The organism is Amnibacterium kyonggiense (assembly GCF_004364555.1).
GTDB lineage: Bacteria > Actinomycetota > Actinomycetes > Actinomycetales > Microbacteriaceae > Amnibacterium > Amnibacterium kyonggiense.
Genome location: NZ_SOAM01000001.1, coordinates 1,518,944 through 1,538,800 on the forward strand (window position 1 = coordinate 1,518,944; position 19,857 = coordinate 1,538,800).

A 19,857-nucleotide genomic window follows, 5' to 3' on the forward strand; every position below is an offset into this window, starting at 1 on the left:
GTGGCCGCTGTTCCCGCCCCGCCGCCAGGTGGACTCCGAGGAGCGATCGACCTCGCTCCGCTCGTCGCCAGGCAGAACCAGCAGGCGCAGCAGGCCGTACGCGGTCCCGCCGAGCCGGCCGGTGACGCTGGCGCCGGCATGCCCGGCGTCGTCGTCGAGGTCGGCGACGCGGAGTTCCCGCGGCTGATCGAGCTCTCCCGCACCGTTCCCGTCGTGGTCGCGCTCGTCGCGACCTGGAGCACCCCGTCGCAGGAGCTGGTCACGTCGCTGCGGCGCGTGATCGAGTCCGCGGCGGGCCGTCTCGTGCTGGCGATCGTCGACTCGGACGCGAGCCCCCAGGTGACGGCGGCGTTCCAGGCGCAGTCGATCCCGACGGTCGTGGCCGTGATCGCGGGCAGCCCTGTGCCGCTCTTCGCGGGCGCGCTGCCGGAGGACCGGATGGTCCCGCTCTTCGAGCAGGTGCTCGAGCTCGCCGCGGAGAACGGCGTCACGGGCACCCTGCCGGGCACCGCGGCGGAGGAGGGCGCTCCGCCCGCCGAGCCGGAGCCCGAACCGCTCCCGCCCCTCCACCAGGAGGCCTACGCGGCCATCGACCGGCAGGACTACGCGGACGCGGCGCGGCTGTTCCGCACCGCGATCGTGCAGGACCCGCGGGACACCGCCGCGGTGGCGGCGCTCGCGCAGGTCGAGCTGCTCGATCGGCTCCGCACCGTGCCGGACGACGCGCGGACCGCTGCGGCCGACGACCCGAAGGACGTCGGGGCGGCGCTCGCCGTCGCGGACCTCGACGTCGCCGGCGGCCACGTCGAGGACGCGTTCGACCGGCTGCTCGACGTCTTCGCGACCGCCTCGGGCGACGACCGCACCGCGATCCGCACGCGGCTGCTCGACTACTTCGCGCTCACCGGCACGGACGACCCGCGCGTCGCCGCGGCCCGCCGCCGCCTGGCGACCCTCCTCTACTGACCTCGGGTCAGTAGGCGCCGGAGGAGCTGACGACGGCCTTCGCGGTGCGCCACAGGATCTGCAGGTCCTGCGTCATCGACCAGTTCTCGACGTAGTAGAGGTCGAGGCGGATGCCGTCGGCCCAGTCGAGGTCGGAGCGGCCGCTGACCTGCCACAGCCCGGAGAGGCCCGGCGTGACGGCGAGGCGCCGCAGCTCGCGCCGGTCGTACTCCGACACCTCGGAGGGCAGCGCGGGCCGCGGGCCGACGAGGCTCATGTCGCCGCGCAGCACGTTCACGAGCTGCGGCAGCTCGTCGAGCGAGTAGCGGCGCAGCACCTTGCCGACGCGCGTGATGCGCGGGTCGTCGGCCATCTTGAAGAGGCCCTTGCCCTGATCGGCGGTCAGCTGCGCGCGGCGGGCGTCCGCGTCCGCGCTCATCGAGCGGAACTTGAGGATGGAGAACGGCTCGCCGTCGCGGCCGATGCGCTCCTGGCGGTAGATGACGCCGCCGGGGCTGTCGCGGTGCACGAGCACGGCGATCACGGCGAGCACCGGCGCGAGCAGGACGAGGGCGAGGGCGGATGCGGCGACATCGAACAGGCGCTTCATCACGCGGCCGATGCCGGCCTGGTGCGGCGTCTCGACGTGGATCAGCGGCAGGCCGGCGACGGGACGGAGGTGGATGCGCGAGCCGCCGACGTCCGTCAGCGACGGCGCGACGACGAGGTGCTGCGCCGGCTCGAGGTGCCAGGCCAGGTCGCGGATCCGCTCGGGGGACAGGTGGTCGCTGCTCGTCGCCATCACGGTGTCCGCCTGCAGCGCGCGGAGGGAGCCGGGCACGTCGTCGACGCCGCCGACGATGCGGAGGTCCGCGATGGTCCCCTCCGTCGGACCGTCGGTGAGCGCGACGCCCACCACGCGGTAGCCGTGGCCCGGCTGCCGGGCGAGGTCGAGCGCGGTCCGCACGACGGTCTCGGTCGAGCCGAGCAGGACCACCCGGTGCGAGTCGAGCCCGGCGGCGCGGCGCGCCATCAGGCGGCGGCGCCACAGCCAGCGACCGGCGAGCAGGAGGGCGGTGCCGGTCGGGACGACCGCACCGGCCCAGATGCGCGAGAGGTCGACGCCGAGGAAGAAGCCGACGACGATCATGATGACGAGCGTCGCGACGCCGGCACGGATGACCCGGCGGTACTCGGTGGTGCCGGTGCCGATCTCGTCCTCGTCGCGCGAGTCGACGACGGCGAGCGCGCCGATCCAGAGGACCGCGAGCGCGAGGGACACGACGCCGTAGGGCAGGTCGGCCGCGTACTGCTCCTGGTGCGAGACCTGCTGGCCCGAGCCGAAGAGGGCGAGGTGCGCGGTCAGCACGGTGCCCGCGACGATCAGGGTGTCGGTGACCGCGAGCTGCAGGGCGAGGCGCTGCGACCAGCGCATCGCGGCGCGGGTCCGGGTGGCTGCGGTCGTCTGGAGGGTGACGGGGGAGGCGGTCATGGTCCTTGTGGGGGTCGGACCTGGACCGGCGACCTTCGGGGGCACGTCGGTCCGGGCGGCGACGCGGGGACGTCGCCGAACTCGGGTGGCGGCACCGCGCCTTGGGGAGGACGGGCCCGCCGTGGGGTGCTCCGACCGTATTACCGAGCCGGTCCGGCGGACAACCCGTGTCCCCATTTGTGCGGACCCCAGTTCGGGGCACCGCAGGCACGGGAGGCGCCGGGACGACGGAGGGGGCCGAGGCGCTCGGCGCCTCGACCCCCTCCGTCGTCCCCTGCGGGCGCTGCTACTTCCGCGCCTTCGGCCGGAGGAACAGCGCGCCGAGCGGCGGCAGCGTGAGCACCACCGAGGCGGGCTGGCCGTGGGAGGGCTCCGCCTCCGCGACGGCCTGGCCGTAGTTGCCGACGCCCGATCCGCCGAACTCGTCGGCGTCGCTGTTCAGCAGCTCCTCCCAGGTGCCCGCGAAGGGCACGCCGATCCGATAGTCGCTCACCGGGCGCCCCGAGAAGTTGAAGACGCACGCGATCGGGTTGCCGTCGCGGTCCCACCGCAGGAACGCGACGACCGAGTTCGCGGCGTCCGCGCCGTCGATCCAGCTGAAGCCGGCGGCGGAGGTGTCCTGCTGCCAGAACGCCGGGTTGTCGCGGTAGACGCGGTTCAGCTGCCCGACGTAGCCGAGCAGGGACCGGTGCGCCGGCTGGTCGAGGATCCACCAGTCGAGCCCGCGCTCCTGGCTCCACTCGCTGCGCTGCCCGAACTCCTGGCCCATGAACAGCAGCTGCTTGCCCGGGTGCGCCCACTGGAACGCGAGGTACGCGCGGACGTTCGCGATCTGCTGCCACGGGTCGCCCGGCATCTTGCCGATGAGCGACCCCTTGCCGTGCACGACCTCGTCGTGGCTGATCGGGAGGATGAAGTTCTCGCTGAAGGCGTAGACGAACGAGAACGTCAGCTCGTTCTGGTGGTGGCTGCGCCACATCGGGTCGTTCGCGATGTAGCGGAGCGAGTCGTTCATCCAGCCCATGTTCCACTTGAGCCCGAAGCCGAGCCCGCCGTGGTCGGTGGGGTGCGTGACGCCGCCCCAGCTGGTCGACTCCTCCGCCATCATCATGACGCCGGGGTGCAGCTTGTAGGCCGTCGCGGTCGTCTCCTGGAGGAACGAGATCGCCTCGAGGTTCTCCCGCCCGCCGTACCTGTTCGGCACCCATTCGCCCTCGTTGCGCGAGTAGTCGAGGTAGAGCATCGAGGCGACCGCGTCGACGCGGAGGCCGTCGACGTGGAACTCGTCGAGCCAGTAGAGGGCGTTCGCGACGAGGAAGTTGCGCACCTGGCTGTCGCCGAAGTTCGGGATCAGCGTGCCCCAGTCCATGTGCTCGCCGAGGCGCGGGTCGCTGTGCTCGTAGAGCGGCTCCCCGTCGAACTTCGCGAGCGCCCAGGCGTCCTTCGGGAAGTGGCCCGGCACCCAGTCCATGTACACGCCGATGCGCGCCTGGTGCAGGCGGTCGATCAGGTACTTCAGGTCGTCGGGGTGGCCGAACCGCGAGGTCGGGGCGTAGTAGCCCGTGACCTGGTAGCCCCACGAGGGCTCGTAGGGGTGCTCCGCGAGGGGGAGGAACTCGACGTGCGTGAAGCCCGTCTCGTGGAGGTAGTCGATGAGCTGGTCGGCCGCCTCGCGGTAGCCGAGGCCCTGCCGCCAGGACCCGAAGTGCATCTCGTAGACGCTGATCGGCTGCTCGACCGGGTTCGTCGCCGCGCGGTCGCTCATCCAGCCGGAGTCGCCCCAGCGGTAGGAGCTCTCCGTGATGACGCTCGCGGTGGCCGGGGCCTGCTCGGCGTGGCGGGCCATCGGGTCGGCCTTCTCGATCCACTCGCCGTGCCGGGTGAGGATCTCGAACTTGTAGGCGTTGTACGGGTCGAGGCCGGGGATGAACAGCTCCCAGACGCCGTTCCCGTCGAGCCGGCGCATCGCGTAGAGACGGCCGTCCCACGCGTTGAAGTCGCCGATGACGCGGACGGCCTGCGCGTGCGGCGCCCAGACGGAGAACGAGGTGCCCCACGCCGCGCGGTGCACACCGTGCAGCTCGCGGTGATGCGCGCCGAGCATCTCCCACAGCCGCTCGTGCCGGCCCTCGCCGAACAGGTGGAGGTCGACCTCGCCGACGCTCGGCAGGTAGCGGTACGGGTCGTCCGCGGTCCAGGTCGAGTCGTCCTCGTAGACGGTCTCGAGCACGTAGTCCTGGAAGCCCGCGACGGAGACGCCCTGCCAGACGCCCCAGCCGACGTGGCCGAGCTCGATGCGGGCGCCGGAGTCGAGCACGGCGACCACCTGCCGGGCGAGCGGCCGCAGCGCGCGGATGACGACGGCCTCGGTGCTGCCGACCGGGTGCTGCCCGAGCACGGCGTGCGGGCCGGAGTGCGACCCGTCCGCGATCCGGGCGAGGACGTCGTCGGACGGCGTGGACGCGATCGGCGCCGCGTCCGCGGTGTCGGTGTTCTTGGGCATGGGGACGATCCTCCTGGGTCGCGTCCGAACGTCTGCGGTCGAGTCGCTCAGCGATCCTCGACGGCGAGGATGTGCACCGGCTCGGCGTACGGGTCCAGCCGGACGAAGTCGTCCGAGCCCCACTCCCAGCGCGCGCCCGTGACGAGGTCGCGGACGGCGAAGGTGCTGCCGGGCAGGCGGCCGATCGCGGTGAGGTCGAGGTGCACGACGGTCTCGCGCGCGCCGTGCGGGTCGAGGTTCGCGACGACGATGATCGTGTCGGGGGAGCCGGTGCCCGTGAACTCCGCGTCGAGGTGCTTCGAGTACGCGAGCACGTCGTCCGACTCGGTCCAGTGGAAGTGGATGTTGCGGAGCTGCCCGAGCGCCGGGTGGTTCCGGCGGATCCCGTTCAGCCGGGCGAGGTACGGGGCGAGCGTCGTACCGAGCATGGCGGCCTTCGCCCAGTCGCGCGGCCGGTACTCGTACTTCTCGTTGTCGATGTTCTCCTCGGAGCCCGGCCTGGCGACGTTCTCCACCAGCTCGAAGCCGGAGTAGACGCCCCAGGTCGGCACCGACGTCGCGGCGATCGCCGCGCGGATCTTGTAGGCCGCCGTCCCGCCGAACTGCAGGTACGGCGTGAGGATGTCGTGCGTGTTGACGAAGAAGTTCGGCCGCATGTAGTCGGCCGTCTCCTGCGACAGCTCGACCAGGTAGTCCGTCAGGTCCTGCTTCGTGTTCCGCCACGTGTAGTACGTGTAGCTCTGCTGGAACCCGACCTTCGCGAGGCCCCGCATCATCGGCGGCCGGGTGAACGCCTCCGCGAGGAAGATCACGTCCGGGTGCGCGGCGTTGACGTCGTGGATGAGCCGCTCCCAGAAGCCGAGCGGCTTCGTGTGCGGGTTGTCGATGCGGAAGATGCGGATGCCGCGGTCGATCCAGACCTGGAACACGCGCCGCATCTCCGTGTACGAGCCCTCGGGGTCGTTGTCGAAGTTGAGCGGGTAGATGTCCTGGTACTTCTTCGGCGGGTTCTCGGCGTACGCGATCGAGCCGTCCGCGAGCGTCGTGAAGAACTCCGGGTGCTGCTGCACCCACGGGTGGTCGGGCGACGCCTGCAGCGCGATGTCGAGCGCGATCTCGAGGTTCAGGCGCTTCGCCGCCTCGATGAACGCCGCGAAGTCCTCCTCGGTGCCGAGGTCGGGGTGGATCGCGTCGTGGCCGCCGGCCTCGGAGCCGATGCCGTAGGGGGAGCCGGGGTCGTTCGGGCCGGCCGTCAGCGTGTTGTTCGGGCCCTTCCGGTTCGTCCTGCCGATCGGGTTGACGGGCGGGATGTAGACGACGTCGAAGCCCATCTCCGCGATGGCGGGCAGCCGCAGCGCCGCCGTCCGGAAGGTGCCGGACGTCCACGAGCCGTCGTCGTGCCGGACCGCGCCCTCGGAGCGCGGGAAGAACTCGTACCAGGCGCCGTACCCGGAGCGCTGCCGCTCGACGCGGAGGGTGCGGGTCGGGCCGGACGTGAGGAGGCTCGCGATGGGCGCGAGAGCGATCGCGTCGGCGACCCGCCCCTCGGTCACGATGCTCCAGCGCGTGGCCGGATCGGTCGCCGCGTCCCGCAGCGCACCCGCCGTGTCGCGGAACAGCGCCGGCGCGTCCGCGCCGCGGGTCTCGTCCTCCGCGGCGCGCTCGAGCAGGCGCGCGCCCTCCTCGAGCATCAGCTCGACGTCGATGCCCGCCGGGATCTTGATGCCGGCGTCGTGCAGCCAGGTGCCCCAGTCGTCGAGCCAGGCGTCGACGTGCCACGTCCACGGGCCGACCTCGTCGACCTGCACGGACGCCGTCCACCGCCCGAGGCCGGGGTTCACCTGCACCATCGGGCGCCGCACGACGCGGCCGGACGGCGCCGTCAGGACCACCGCGGCGTCGATGACGTCGTGGCCCTCCTTGAACACGGTCGCGGAGAACGGCACGACCTCGCCGTCGAAGGCCTTCGCCGGCCACAGGTCGTCGGGCTGCTGCGGGGCGAGGTCGAGGATCGGGATCCTGCCGAGCACGGGCGTCCACGGGGGCGCCTTCCGCGTGCCGCGGCGCGTGCCGGACGCGCGCGCCGTGCTCCTCGCCCGCGTCGTCGCGGGGGCTTCGCCATTCGCTGCCTGGGTGTCAGCCACGCGCACACCATACAAAGGCCGATTGGAAGCCGCATGGGTGGCCCGGCCGGTCCGGCGACCGCCCGCACACGCTTGCAAGCGCGTCGTCCCGAGGTCGTAGGGTCGAGCGAGCCGCCCGACGACGAGGAGCACCGCCCCCGTGAAAGCCATCCGCCGCTTCACCGTCCGCACCGTCCTCCCGACGTCGCTGTCGGCGCTCGATGAGCTCGCCGCGAATCTCCGCTGGTCGTGGCACGAGCCGACCCGGCAGCTGTTCGAGGAGATCGACCCCGAGATCTGGCGGGCGAACGCGTTCGACCCCGTCGCGCTGCTGGGCGCGGTCAGCCCGGCCCGGATCGAGGCGCTCGCCGCGGACGCGGAGTTCGTCGCGCGGGCGAACGCGCTCCGCGACGGCCTCGCCACCTACTGCAGCGAGCCGCGCTGGTACCAGTCGCTGTCGAGCGCGCCCGCCCACATCGCCTACTTCTCGCCCGAGTTCGGCATCGCGGCCGCGCTGCCGCAGTACTCGGGCGGTCTCGGCATCCTCGCCGGCGACCACCTGAAGAGCGCCTCCGACCTCGGCCTGCCGCTCACCGGCATCGGCCTCTTCTACCGCGCCGGATACTTCAAGCAGTCGATCTCCGCCGACGGCTGGCAGCAGGAGGCCTACCCGGTCCTCGACCCCGACGGCCTGCCCCTCACGCTCACGCGGCACGCGGACGGCGCCCCGGCGCTCGTGTCGCTCGCGCTGCCGCACGGCCGGACCCTGCACGCGCGCATCTGGCAGGTCATGGTCGGCCGCGTCACCCTGCTGCTGCTCGACACCGACATCCCCGAGAACGAGGACGCCCTCCGCGACGTCACCGACCGCCTCTACGGCGGCGGCGGCGAGCACCGTCTGCTGCAGGAGCTGCTGCTCGGCATCGGCGGCGTGCGCGCGCTCCGCATCTGGACCGAGCTGACCGGGCGCCCGGAGGCGGAGGTCTTCCACACCAACGAGGGCCACGCCGGCTTCCAGGGGCTCGAGCGCATCTCGACGCTCATCCACGACGGCCTGTCGTTCCAGGAGGCGCTCCAGGTCGTCCGGGCCGGCACCGTCTTCACCACGCACACGCCGGTCCCCGCGGGCATCGACCGCTTCGACCGCGGCCTCGTGCAGCAGTACTTCTCCGGCGACCTCCTGCCGGGCGTCGACGTCTGGGAGGTGCTCGCCCTCGGCACCGAGAACTACCCGGGCGGCTCCGGCGACGTCTTCAACATGGCGGTCATGGGCCTCCGGCTCGGCCAGCACGCGAACGGCGTCTCCCAGCTGCACGGCGAGGTGAGCCGCGGCATGTTCAGCGGGCTCTGGCCGGGCTTCGACGCCTCCGACGTCCCGATCACCTCCGTCACGAACGGCGTCCACGCGCCGACGTGGACGGACCCGCTGCTGCTCGAGCTCTCGGAGCGGAAGCTCGGCACCTCCGACACCACCGCGGCGGACTGGGCCGGCAAGGGCGTCAGCGACGCCGACCTGTGGGCGGTGCGGAACCGGATGCGCGCGAACCTCGTCGCGGACGCGCGGCGTCGCGTCACCGCGGCGTGGCACGAGGAGAACCCCGGCGCCTCCGCGCCCGCGTGGTTCGACGACCTCCTCGACCCCGAGGTGCTCACGATCGGCTTCGCCCGCCGTGTGCCGACGTACAAGCGCCTCACGCTCATGCTCGAGGACGAGGCGCGGCTGACCGCGCTGCTCACGCACAAGAAGCGGCCGATCCAGATCGTCATCGCGGGCAAGTCGCACCCCGCGGACGACGAGGGCAAGCGGCTGATCCAGAAGCTCGTCCGCTTCACGCAGGATCCGGAGCTGCGGCGCCGGATCGTCTTCCTGCCGAACTACGACATCGCGATGGCGCAGACGCTGTACCCGGGCACCGACGTGTGGCTGAACAACCCGCTTCGCCCGCTCGAGGCGTGCGGCACCTCCGGCATGAAGGCCGCGCTGAACGGCGTGCTGAACCTGTCGATCCTCGACGGCTGGTGGAACGAGTACTACGACGGCGAGGACGGCTGGGCGATCCCGTCCGCGGACGCCGCGGGCGACGCCGCCGAGCGCGACAAGCTCGAGGCCGAGAGCCTGTACGACCTGATCGAGAACCAGATCGCGCCGCGGTTCTACCGCCGCGACTCGTCGGGCGTGCCGACGCGGTGGATGCAGAACGTGCGCCACACCCTCGCGACCCTGTCGCCCGAGCTGTCGGCGGACCGCATGGTCCGGGAGTACGTGCAGCGCCTCTACATCCCCGCCGCGCGCGCCGCGGAGGCGATCAGCGCGTCCGACTACGCGGGCGGCCGCGAGCTCGCCGCGTGGAAGGGCGTCGTGTCGTCCGGCTGGGGCGGCGTCTCCGTCGTCCACGTCGAGTCCGGCGGACTCGCGCGCGTGCCGCAGGTCGGCGACCGCCTGCACGTCCGCGCGCAGGTGCAGCTCGGCTCGCTGCAGCCGGAGGACGTCGCGGTGCAGGTCGTCTACGGCACGTCCCGCGAGGGCGACGACCTGGTGAACACGGCGACGGTCGAGCTGGCCCCGCTCGAGGACGACACGGCCGCGACGACGACCGGTGCCCTGGCGCTCGACGGCTCACGCACCTTCGCCGGCACGGTGACGCTCGCCCGCCCGGGCTCATTCGGCTACAACGTCCGCGTCGTGCCGAAGAACGCCTACCTCGCCGACCCCGCCGAGATGGGCCTCGTCGCCGTCGCCCACTGAACAGCGCTGCCTGGGCTTCCCGCTGCTGAACCCGCGGTGCGCACCGCTGGTTCAGCAGCGGAGGGCCCCGTCAGCGGTGCTGACGCGTCGTCAGGAGCCGGCGTAGAGGAGGAGCGTCGGGCCGTCGATCTCGATGTGCTCGCCCGGCGCGGAGTGCAGCCCGAACGCCGTGTCGTCGGCGCTCGTCCAGAGCAGCTCGAAGTCGCGCACGCCCGCGGGCTCGGGCAGCGCCGCGCGCATCCGCGTCTCGTCGCCGTGGACGACGAGCAGCGTCGTGTCGCCACCGGCCTGCGCGAGGTACTGCAGCGTCCGGTTCTCCGGGGTGGTCCAGGCCGCTTCGTCCATCGTCTCGCCGTCCGCGGTGAACCAGTGCATCGCGTTGCTGCTGCCGTCGGCCGCGAAGGTCGTCGGCCGCAGCGCGGGGTGCTCCCGGCGGATCCGGATGAGGCGACGGACGACGTCCTGCAGCTCCTCCTGCCACTCCTGCAGGTTCCAGCCGATCCAGTTGACGGCCGCGTCCTGGCAGTAGGCGTTGTTGTTGCCGCGCTGCGTCCGGCCCAGCTCGTCCCCGGCGAGGAGCATCGGCACGCCCGCCGACAGCAGCAGGGTGCCGAGCAGGTTGCGCATCGCGCGCCGTCGGTCGGCGAGGACGCGCTCGACGCGGGTGGCGCCCTCGACGCCGAAGTTGAAGGAGCGGTTGTTGTCGGTGCCGTCGCGGTTCGACTCGCCGTTCCCGAGGTTGTGCTTCGCGTTGTACGACGTGAGGTCCGCGAGGGTGAAGCCGTCGTGCGCGGTGATGAAGTTCACGCTCGCGAGCGGGCCGCGCTCGGGGGAGAAGTGCCAGGAGGAGCCGGACAGCTCGTTCGCGAGCGCACCGATGCCCGTCCGCGCGAGGCCGCCGTGCCGCGTGACCACCGTGTCGGTCAGCCAGAAGTCGCGGACGGTGTCGCGGTAGCGGTCGTTCCACTCGGACCAGCCCGGCGGGAAGCCGCCGGTCTGCCAGCCCCCGAGCCCGACGTCCCACGGCTCCGCGATGAGCTTCACGTCCTGCAGCGCCGGGTCCGCGCGCAGCTCCTGCAGCAGCGGCGCGTCCGGCGTGAAGGTGATGTGCTCGTCCCGGCCGAGCGTGACCGCGAGGTCGAAGCGGAAGCCGTCGATCTGCACCTCCTCCGCCCAGTACCGGACGGAGTCGTGGACGAGGCGCCGCACCTGCTCCTGCGAGCAGTCGAGGCTGTTGCCGCAGCCGGTCGTGTCGACGTAGCGGCCGTCGATCTGCCGGTAGTAGGTGCTGTTGTCGAGGCCGCGGAAGCTCTGCACGGGGCCGGAGGGGCCCTCCTCCGCCGTGTGGTTGTAGACCACGTCGAGCCACACCTCGATGCCGGCCGCGTGCAGGTGCTTCACCATGCCCTTGAACTCGTCGAGGACCTGCTGCGGTCCGGCGGACTGGGCGGTGAGGGAGGCGTACTGCGCGTGCGGGGCGAAGAACCCGACCGTGTTGTAGCCCCAGTAGTTCACGAGGCCCTGCTTCATCAGCCGCTGCTCGCTGGCGAACTGGTGCACGGGCAGCAGCTCGACGGCGGTGACGCCGAGGTCCTGCAGGTACGCGATCGTCGACTCGTGCGCGACGCCGGCGTAGGTGCCGCGGAGCGCGCGCGGCACCGACCGGAGCTGCTTGGTGAGGCCCTTCGCGTGCGCCTCGTAGACGACGCTCTCGCCGAGCGGCGTGTTCGGCTTCCGCACGTCGCCCCAGTCGAAGCGGTCCTCGACGACGACGCTGCGCCACGAGTCCTGGTCGATGCGGACGATCCCGCGCGCGTACGGGTCGAGCAGCTGCCGGGACCGGTCGAACGCGTCGCGGGGACCGTCGGGGCCGCCCGCCCGGATCGCGTACCGGCGGCCGGGGACGAGGAGGGCGGAGCGTCCGGTCCACACGCCGTCGCCGTCGCGCTGCATCCGCACGGTCCGCTCGATCCACGACGGGTCGCGCTCGCTGAGCAGGCAGAGGTCCATGGAGGTCGCCGTGGCGCTCGCGACGCGGAGCGTGCCGCCCTCCGGGTCCGTCCGGACCCCGAGGTCGTGGAACCGGTCGCTCGCCAGGGGGCCCGCCTGCACGCGCCTACCCTAATGACGCCATGCCCGCCTACCTCGACCACGCCGCGGGCACGACCCTGCGCCCGTCGGCCGCCGCGGCGCTCGCGGAGGCCCTCGGCGCGGTCGGCAACCCGTCCTCCGTGCACCGGCACGGGCAGGCCGCGCGGGCGATGCTCGAGGAGGCGCGCGAGCGCCTCGCAGCGGCCGCCGGGTGCGAGCCCGTCGAGGTCCTCCTCACCTCGGGCGGCACGGAGGCGGTGAACCTCGCGGTCGTCGGCGGCTGGCGCGCGCGCCGCGGCGCGCTGCTGCTGCCGGGCGGCGAGCACGCCGCGACGACGGAGGCGGCCGACGCGGTCGCCCGCGAGGGCGCCCGGCTCGTGCACCTGCCGGTCGACGAGGAGGCTCGGCTCGAGCCGGAGGTCCTCCGCGCCGCGCTCGCCGACGAGCCGGACGCCGCGCTCGTCACCGTGCTCGCGGCGAACAACGAGGTCGGCTCGATCAACGACGTCGGCCCGCTCGCCGCGGCGGCCCGCGCCGCGCACGTCACGATGCACGTCGACGCGATCGCCGCCTTCGGCGCCGTGCCGCTCCGCTTCGACGCGGTCGGCGCCGAGCTGATGAGCGTCTCGTCCGTCAAGCTCGGCGGCCCCGCCGGCGTCGGGGCGCTGCTCGCGAGCCGGACCGCGCCGCTCACGCCACTGCTCCACGGCGGCGGGCAGGAGCGCGGTCTCCGCTCCGGCACGCCGTCCGCGGCGCTCGCCGTCGCGTTCGCGGTCGCCGCGGAGGAGGCCGTCGCCGCGGTGGACGCGGAGTCGCGTCGCGTCGCCGCCCTCCGGGACCGGGCGCTCGTCGGGCTGCTGGCCGCGCTGCCGGGCGCCCGCCTCCGCGGGGCCGCTCCCGGCCCGGACCGCCTGCCGGGCAGCCTGCACGTCACGGTCGACGGCGCGGACGGCGAGTCGCTGCTGTTCCTCCTCGACGCGGCGGGCGTGTCCGTGAGCACCGGCTCGGCGTGCCTGGCCGGCGTGACCCGAGTCTCGCCCGTGCTGCTCGCCATGGGCGTGGGGGAGGAGGAGGCGCGCGGCGCACTCCGCATCACCTTCGGTCACTCGTCGGACGACGCGGACGTCGACGCGCTGCTCGCGGCCCTGCCGTCGCTCGTGCCCGCCGTCGCGCGCTGACGCCCTCGGAGGTGCTGGCCCTCCCACGGGGGCTGACCGGGGCCGCAGCCCGTCCATAGAGTGGCCGGACCCCGGGTGACCCGCCCGAGGTCGGCGCCCACCCAGCGCAAGCCCCTCCGCCCAGAGGTCCTCCCCGTGCCCCGAACGTCCCTGCGCGCCCGCGCGCTCCCCGTCCTCCTCGTCGCGGCCGTCGCCGCCGGCTCCGTGCTCACCGCGGCGCCCGCCCAGGCCGAGGGCCGCCGCGTCGTCGTGCCGGCCGCCCGCCCCGCCTGGGCCACCGCCGCCGCCGACACCGGCGCCGTCTCCGGTGCGACGACCGTCGAGTTCGAGCTCGCCCTGTCGCTGCCCGACGAGGCCGGGGCGCGGGCGTTCGCGCTCGCCGCGTCGACCCCGGGGACGCCGCAGTACCGGCGGTACCTCTCGCCGTCCGACTGGATCGCGCGCTTCGCGCCGACGCAGGCGACGGTCGACACCGTCACCGCGGCGGTCGCCGATGCGGGCCTCACCGTCGAAGCGGTGCCGCAGAGCCGTCTGTTCCTGCTGCTGAAGGGCACGGCGACGCAGGTCGACGCGTTCCTCTCCACGCGGCTGCACGCCTTCGACATCGACGGGGAGCAGCGGCTCGCCGCCGTCGGCGCCGCCACGCTGCCGCAGCAGGTCGCCCGCTCCGTCGCCGCGATCACGTTCACGCACGCCCGCATCACGCACACGCCGTCGAAGAAGAAGCCTGCCGTCTCCGCGTGCTCCCGGTACTGGCGGCAGCACGTCGTGCAGCTCCCGCGGAAGGCGTACGGGCAGCGCTCCACGAGCACGCCGCTCTGCGGCTACAGCGCGGCGCAGCTGCGCACGATCGCGCGGGCGAAGGGCTCGGCGCTGACCGGTGCCGGCCAGACGATCGCGGTCATCGACGCCTTCGGTGCGCCCTCCATGCGGCGCGACCTCGCCACGTACTCCGCGAAGAACGGGCTGCCCGCCGCCGACTACGCGGAGGTCCTGCCCGCGTCGTACGACGAGTCCTACGGCTGCACCGCGGCCGACTGGCAGCCGGAGCAGGCGCTCGACCTCGAGGCCGCGCACGCCGTCGCGCCGCGGGCGAAGCTCGTCTACGTCGGCGCGAGCGACTGCGGCACCGGATTCGACGTCGCCATGTCGACGGTGCTCGACCGCGGCCTCGCGTCGATCGTCTCGAACAGCTGGGGCGCCACGGCGCTCGACACCCTCGCCGGTGCCGGCCTCGGGGACGACGCCACGAAGCAGAGCATGGTCGTGATGCTGCACCAGCAGCTGCAGGCCGCCGGCCAGGGCGTCGGCCTCTACTTCGCGAGCGGCGACTACGGCGACGAGCGCGAGCTGCTCGGCACGACCGCCGTCGACTTCCCGGCCTCGTCGCCCTTCGTCACCGCCGTCGGGGGCACCGCGACCGGGCTGAACCGGTCGGGCTCCCGCGCCTTCACGACCGCCTGGGGCGAGAACGTCGCGCTGCTCAGCGGATCGAAGCGCGCCACGTGGTCGCCGAAGCTGCCCGGGTACTTCCTCGCGGGCGCCGGCGGCGGCCGGAGCAGCCTCTTCGCCGCGCCCGGCTATCAGGCCGGCGTCGTGCCGGGCTCGCTCGCGCACGGCATGCGCACCGCGACCGACGTGTCGGCGCTCGCGGCGAGCTCCACCGGCTTCCTCGTCGGGTTCCGCCCGGGCGGCCCCTCGGGCGCGTACCGCACGACCTCGGTCGGCGGCACCTCGCTGGCGACGCCGATCGTCGCCGCGCAGGTCGCCCTCGCGCAGCAGGCGACCGGTCGGCGGCTCGGGTTCGTCAACCCCGCGCTCTACGCGATCGCGCGCACCACGCCCTCCGCGTTCCGCGACGTCGCGCCGAGCAGCGTGCGGCGCACGCTCGCGGTGCGGAACGGCAAGCGCACCTACCTGGTGACCGTCGACCGCGACGGGACGCTGGCGACGCGGAAGGGCTACGATCTCCCCACGGGCCTCGGCGAGCTCACCTCGTCGACGACCTCGGCCCTCGGGCGCCTCTGAGGTTGCACGGATCAGGACGAACGGAGCGACACGCCGCCCGCCGGACTCCGGCGGGCGGCGTGTCGCTCCATCGGTCCTGATCCGTGAAAGCCTGGACCGCATGAAGGTGCTCGCGGCGATGAGCGGCGGGGTCGACTCCGCCGTTGCCGCCGCGCGCGCGGTCGACGCCGGCCACGACGTCACCGGCGTGCACCTCGCCCTCAACCGGAACGCGGGCACGCTCCGCACCGGGGCGCGCGGCTGCTGCACCATCGAGGACGCGATGGACGCCCGCCGCGTCGCGGACCGGATCGGCATCCCGTTCTACGTCTGGGACTTCAGCGCGCGGTTCGCGGAGGAGGTCGTCGACGACTTCGTGGCGGAGTACGCCGCGGGCCGTACGCCGAACCCCTGCCTGCGCTGCAACGAGCGGATCAAGTTCGCGGCCCTGCTCGACCGCGCCGTGTCGCTCGGGTTCGACGCCGTCGCCACCGGGCACTACGCCGTCCTCCGCACGGACGCGGACGGCCGGCGCGAGCTGCACCGCGCCTCCGACGAGGCGAAGGACCAGTCCTACGTGCTCGGCGTGCTGACCGCGGAGCAGCTCGCGCACGCGATGTTCCCGCTCGGGGAGACGCCGTCGAAGGCGCTCGTCCGGGCGGAGGCGGCGGAGCGCGGCTTCCGCGTCGCGGCGAAGCCGGACAGCCACGACATCTGCTTCATCCCCGACGGCGACACCCGCGGCTGGCTCGCGGACCGGCTCGGCAGCGAGCCCGGTCCGGTCGTCGACCGCAGCGGCACGGAGCTCGGCACCCACGACGGCGCGCTCGCGTACACGGTCGGCCAGCGGCGCGGCCTGTCCCTGCACCGCCCCGCGCCGGACGGCCGCCCCCGATTCGTGCTCGAGGTGAAGCCGGCCGTGAACACCGTGGTGGTCGGCGCGAAGGAGGAGCTCGCCGTCGGCGCGCTCGCCGGCGCCCGCACGTCCTGGGCCGGTCCGCGGCCGGGGGCGCCGGCGTTCCGCTGCGACGTCCAGGTACGGGCGCACGCCGATCCGGTGCCGGCGACCGCGTCCTTCGAAGGCGCGGAGCTCGTCGTGCGGCCCGACGCGCCGATCCTCGGGCTCGCGCCCGGGCAGAGCGCGGTGCTCTACGACGGCACGCGCGTGCTCGGACAGCTGACGGTCGATCGGACGGTCTCGGCGGCGCCCGTCGCCTGATCGGAGCCCGGTTTCGGTCCTCGGCGGAGTGTCGGAGGCCGTCGCTACGCTCGCCGCATGAGCGAGACGGCGACCGGCGCCCCGGCCGACGAGGTCGCGGACCTCACGACGCGGATCAACGCGCTGCGGCACGAGTACTACGAGCACGACCAGTCGACCGCCTCCGACGAGGAGTACGACCGGCTCGTCCACCGGCTGCAGGCGCTCGAGCAGGAGCACCCGGAGCTGCTCCGGCCCGACAGCCCGACGCAGACCGTCGGCGGCGCGCCGGAGACGAAGCTGTTCGACCCGGTCGTGCACAGGGAGCCGATGCTCTCGCTCGACAACGTGTTCAGCCGGTCGGAGCTCGACGCGTGGGCGGAGAAGGTGCAGCGGGACGCGGCGAAGGCCGCGCCGGACGCGCCCGTCCGCTGGCTCAGTGAGCTGAAGATCGACGGGCTCGCGATCAACCTCCGGTACGAGCACGGCGTGCTCACCTCCGCCGCGACGCGCGGCGACGGCGTCACGGGGGAGGACGTCACCCCGAACGTCCGCATCATGGGCACGATCCCGCTCCGCCTCCACGGCACCGGGCACCCCGACCTCGTCGAGGTCCGGGGCGAGATCTTCTTCCCCGTCGCGAACTTCGACGAGCTGAACGCGCGGCAGGCCGCCGCGGGGGAACGGCTCTTCGCGAACCCCCGCAACGCGGCGTCCGGGTCGCTCCGGCAGAAGTCGGAGGGCAAGAGCCCGGAGAAGCTCGCGCTCATGGAGGCGCGGATCCGCGGCCTCCGCATGCTCGTGCACGGCATCGGCGCCTGGCCCGTCGAGCAGATCGAGCGGGACACCCCGGTGACGAGCCAGAGCCAGGTCTACGAGCTGCTCGCCGAGTGGGGGCTGCCGACCTCCACCCACTACCGCGTCTTCGACGCGGTCGACGAGGTGTGGGGGTTCATCGAGCACTACGGACGCGAGCGCGCCTCCGTCGAGCACCAGATCGACGGCATCGTCGTCAAGGTCGACGACCTCGACCTGCACGTCGCACTCGGCGCCACGAGCCATTCGCCGCGCTGGGCGACCGCCTTCAAGTACCCGCCGGAGGAGGTGCACACGAAGCTGCTCGACATCGTCGTCTCCATCGGCAGGACGGGCCGCGCGACGCCGTTCGCGGTGATGGAGAAGGCGCTCGTCGCGGGTTCCGAGGTGCGCCAGGCGACCCTGCACAACCAGGACGTCGTCAAGGAGAAGGGCGTCCTGATCGGGGACACGGTCGTGCTGCGGAAGGCCGGCGACGTGATCCCCGAGGTGCTCGGGCCCGTGGTGGAGCTGCGCGACGGGACCGAGCGCGAGTTCGTGATGCCCGAGTTCTGCCCCGAGTGCGGCACCCGTCTGAAGCCGGCGAAGGAGGGCGACGTCGACCTCCGCTGCCCGAACGCGCGCAGCTGCCCGGCGCAGGTCCGCGGCCGCGTCGAGCACATCGGCTCCCGCGGTGCGCTCGACATCGAGGCGCTCGGCGAGGTCACCGCGGCGGCGCTCACGCAGCCGTCGTTCCCGGAGACGCCGCCGCTCGTCGACGAGTCGGGCCTGTTCGACTTGACGTTGGACGATCTGCTCCCGATCCGGGTCGTGCCCCGCGACCCCGAGACCGGCATGCCGCGCCTGAACGAGGACGGCACGGAGAAGCGGCTCGCGCCGTTCCAGCGGAACGCGAACGCCGACGAGCGTCGCGCCGCCCGGGAGGCGGGCGCGCCGCTCGACGCGGACGCGCGATTCCCGTCGAAGCAGGCGGTGGACCTGCTCGCGAACCTCGAGCTCGCGAAGACGCGCGACCTGTGGCGCTACCTCGTCGCGCTGTCGATCCGGCACGTCGGGCCGGTGGCGGCGCGCGCGCTCGCCGCGCACTTCGGCTCGATGACCGCGATCCGCGCCGCCTCGCGGGAGGAGCTGGCCGCCGTCGACGGCGTCGGCCCGATCATCGCGGACGCGCTGATCGACTGGTTCGCGGTGGACTGGCACGCCGTGATCGTCGACCGGTGGACCGCGGCGGGCGTCCGCCTGGAGATCCCGGGGCATCCCGGACCGCAGGCGGTGGACACCGCGCCGAAGGGACCGCTCGCCGGGCTCTCCGTCGTCGTCACGGGCACCGTCGAGGGGTTCACCCGCGAGGAGGCGGAGGAGGCGATCCTCGTCGCCGGCGGCAAGGCCGCCTCCAGCGTCTCGAAGAAGACGGCGTTCGTCGTCATCGGCGCGAACCCGGGCGCGAGCAAGCTGACGAAGGCGGAGGCGCTCGGCACCCCGCAGCTCGACGCCGACGGCTTCCGCCGGCTGCTCGAGGGCGGGCCCGATGCGGTGACGCCGCCCGAGGAGACCGCGTGACCGTCCGCGTCGAGCGGGTCGCCTGGGACGACCCGCGCGGGGTCGCGCTGCGGGCGGCGATGGACGCCGAGATGGGCGAGCGCTACGCGCACGTCGGCCGGTCGGCCACCGCGGAGGAGCAGGCGGCCCGGGCGCGGGCGTTCACGATCGACCCGGCCACGATGACGTCGGTGCTGCTCGCGGTCGACGCCGACGGCGGCGTGCTCGGGCACGCGGCCCTCCGCCGGCTCCCGCGCGACGCGGCCGTCGACTGGGAGCTGAAGCGGTTGATCACCGTCCCCGAGGCGCGGGGACGGGGCGTCGGCACGCTCCTGGTGCGCACGATCGAGGAGGACGCCGCTGCGGCCGGCGCGACGCGGGTGATCCTGCAGACGGGGGACCGACAGCCCGAGGCGGTCGGGCTCTACGAGAAGCTCGGCTACCGCCCGATCCCGGCCTACCCGCCGTACGCGGGCGCCGTGCCCGAGGGGCTCTACTTCGCCCGATCCCTCGGCTGACGGGGCCTCCCGCTGCTGATCGGGCGGTGCGCACGGTCGAGCTTGCAGCGGACAGCCCCGGGGAGCGGGTGCCTAGGCTCGGAAGATGCTCTCGAGCGCGCTCGACGTCCGCGTCTGCTTCGCGGGGGACTCGCTCGTCGCCGGCACCGGCGACGAGACCGCGCTCGGCTGGGTCGGCCGGGTCGTGGCCGCCGGACTCGCCCGCGGCCTCGACCTCACGGGCTACAACCTCGGCGTCCGCGGCGCGACCTCGGTGCAGGTCGTGCGCCGGCTCGCGATCGAGGCGCGGCCGCGGCTCACCGCGGCGGAGGACCCGCGCATCGTCGTGTCGTTCGGCGTGAACGACACGCTGCCGGACGTGCTGCTCTCGGTCCCGGAGACCCTCGGCGCGCTCCGCCAAGCGCAGCACCGGATGGCGCCCGTGCCGCTCCTGCTCGTCGGGCCGCCGGCGGTCGACGACGACGTGCAGAACCTCCGGATCCACGACCTCGACGCCGCGCTCGAGCGCGAGGCGGCGCTGCTCGGGATCCCCTTCGTCGGCGTCTTCGCAGCGACGGCGGCGTCGGAGGTGTGGCGCCGCCCGGTCCGCGAGGGCGACGGCTTCCACCCGGACGCGGCGGGCTACGCCCTCCTCGCGGACCTGGTCACGGAGCCGATCCTGACCTGGCTCGCCGCCCCTCCCACGTCGCCCGCCGGTTGAG

The 19,857-nt window shown here is 73.6% G+C and carries 12 protein-coding genes; 8 read left to right on the forward strand and 4 right to left on the reverse strand.

Annotation, left to right across the window (positions count from 1 at the left end):
• The gene (locus tag CLV52_RS07675) at positions 1-966 is read left to right on the forward strand and encodes a tetratricopeptide repeat protein (protein WP_133765629.1); all 966 of its coding nucleotides are present in this window, start codon (positions 1-3) and stop codon (positions 964-966) included.
• A gap of 7 nt (positions 967-973) precedes the next feature.
• Here CLV52_RS07675 and CLV52_RS07680 read toward each other — a convergent pair whose 3' ends face one another.
• The 3 genes from CLV52_RS07680 to CLV52_RS07690 form a co-directional block, all read right to left on the reverse strand.
• On the reverse strand, positions 974-2,437 hold the full coding sequence (locus CLV52_RS07680) for a sugar transferase (protein WP_162850748.1): 1,464 nt from the start codon (positions 2,435-2,437) through the stop codon (positions 974-976).
• Between the two features lie 286 nt (positions 2,438-2,723).
• Complete coding sequence (glgB, locus tag CLV52_RS07685) at positions 2,724-4,940, reverse strand: 1,4-alpha-glucan branching protein GlgB (protein WP_133765631.1); 2,217 nt, start codon at positions 4,938-4,940, stop codon at positions 2,724-2,726.
• Positions 4,941-4,987: 47 nt separating this feature from the next.
• A complete protein-coding gene (locus CLV52_RS07690; protein WP_425455672.1) occupies positions 4,988-7,084 on the reverse strand; it encodes an alpha-1,4-glucan--maltose-1-phosphate maltosyltransferase in 2,097 nt (698 codons plus the stop codon).
• Positions 7,085-7,223: 139 nt separating this feature from the next.
• Between CLV52_RS07690 and glgP the strand changes: the two genes are divergently transcribed.
• Positions 7,224-9,809, forward strand: coding sequence for an alpha-glucan family phosphorylase (gene glgP, locus CLV52_RS07695; RefSeq protein WP_133765633.1), 2,586 nt, complete (start codon positions 7,224-7,226; stop codon positions 9,807-9,809).
• Positions 9,810-9,899: 90 nt separating this feature from the next.
• Here glgP and glgX read toward each other — a convergent pair whose 3' ends face one another.
• A complete protein-coding gene (gene glgX, locus CLV52_RS07700) occupies positions 9,900-11,921 on the reverse strand; it encodes a glycogen debranching protein GlgX (protein WP_246018010.1) in 2,022 nt (673 codons plus the stop codon).
• 20 nt (positions 11,922-11,941) lie between these two features.
• Between glgX and CLV52_RS07705 the strand changes: the two genes are divergently transcribed.
• The 6 genes from CLV52_RS07705 (at position 11,942) to CLV52_RS07730 (ending at position 19,856) form a co-directional block, all read left to right on the forward strand.
• Positions 11,942-13,078, forward strand: coding sequence for a cysteine desulfurase family protein (locus CLV52_RS07705; protein WP_133765634.1), 1,137 nt, complete (start codon positions 11,942-11,944; stop codon positions 13,076-13,078).
• A 135-nt stretch (positions 13,079-13,213) separates the two neighbouring features.
• Positions 13,214-15,106: a S53 family peptidase gene (locus tag CLV52_RS07710; RefSeq protein WP_162850749.1), complete on the forward strand. Its 1,893-nt coding sequence runs from the start codon at positions 13,214-13,216 to the stop codon at positions 15,104-15,106.
• Between the two features lie 100 nt (positions 15,107-15,206).
• Positions 15,207-16,304, forward strand: coding sequence for a tRNA 2-thiouridine(34) synthase MnmA (gene mnmA, locus CLV52_RS07715; protein WP_133765636.1), 1,098 nt, complete (start codon positions 15,207-15,209; stop codon positions 16,302-16,304).
• A gap of 57 nt (positions 16,305-16,361) precedes the next feature.
• Positions 16,362-18,659 (forward strand): NAD-dependent DNA ligase LigA, encoded by a 2,298-nt coding sequence (ligA, locus tag CLV52_RS07720; RefSeq protein WP_133765637.1) that lies wholly within the window; start codon positions 16,362-16,364, stop codon positions 18,657-18,659.
• Positions 18,656-19,156, forward strand: a complete 501-nt coding sequence (locus tag CLV52_RS07725; RefSeq protein WP_211342627.1) for a GNAT family N-acetyltransferase — start codon at positions 18,656-18,658, stop codon at positions 19,154-19,156. The genes ligA and CLV52_RS07725 overlap by 4 nt, the downstream gene beginning before the upstream one ends.
• Positions 19,157-19,241: 85 nt before the next feature.
• Positions 19,242-19,856, forward strand: coding sequence for a GDSL-type esterase/lipase family protein (locus tag CLV52_RS07730; RefSeq protein ID WP_133765638.1), 615 nt, complete (start codon positions 19,242-19,244; stop codon positions 19,854-19,856).
• Position 19,857: the final 1 nt, after the last annotated feature.

Bases quoted from the DNA above. Each gene is read 5' to 3' on its own strand.
- CLV52_RS07680 (WP_162850748.1), bottom strand. From the start codon at position 2,437: ATGACCGCCTCCCCCGTCACCCTCCAGACGACCGCAGCCACCCGGACC.
- glgB (WP_133765631.1), bottom strand. From the start codon at position 4,940: ATGCCCAAGAACACCGACACCGCGGACGCGGCGCCGATCGCGTCCACG.
- CLV52_RS07705 (WP_133765634.1), top strand. From the start codon at position 11,942: ATGCCCGCCTACCTCGACCACGCCGCGGGCACGACCCTGCGCCCGTCG.
- mnmA (WP_133765636.1), top strand. From the start codon at position 15,207: ATGAAGGTGCTCGCGGCGATGAGCGGCGGGGTCGACTCCGCCGTTGCC.
- ligA (WP_133765637.1), top strand. From the start codon at position 16,362: ATGAGCGAGACGGCGACCGGCGCCCCGGCCGACGAGGTCGCGGACCTC.
- CLV52_RS07730 (WP_133765638.1), top strand. From the start codon at position 19,242: ATGCTCTCGAGCGCGCTCGACGTCCGCGTCTGCTTCGCGGGGGACTCG.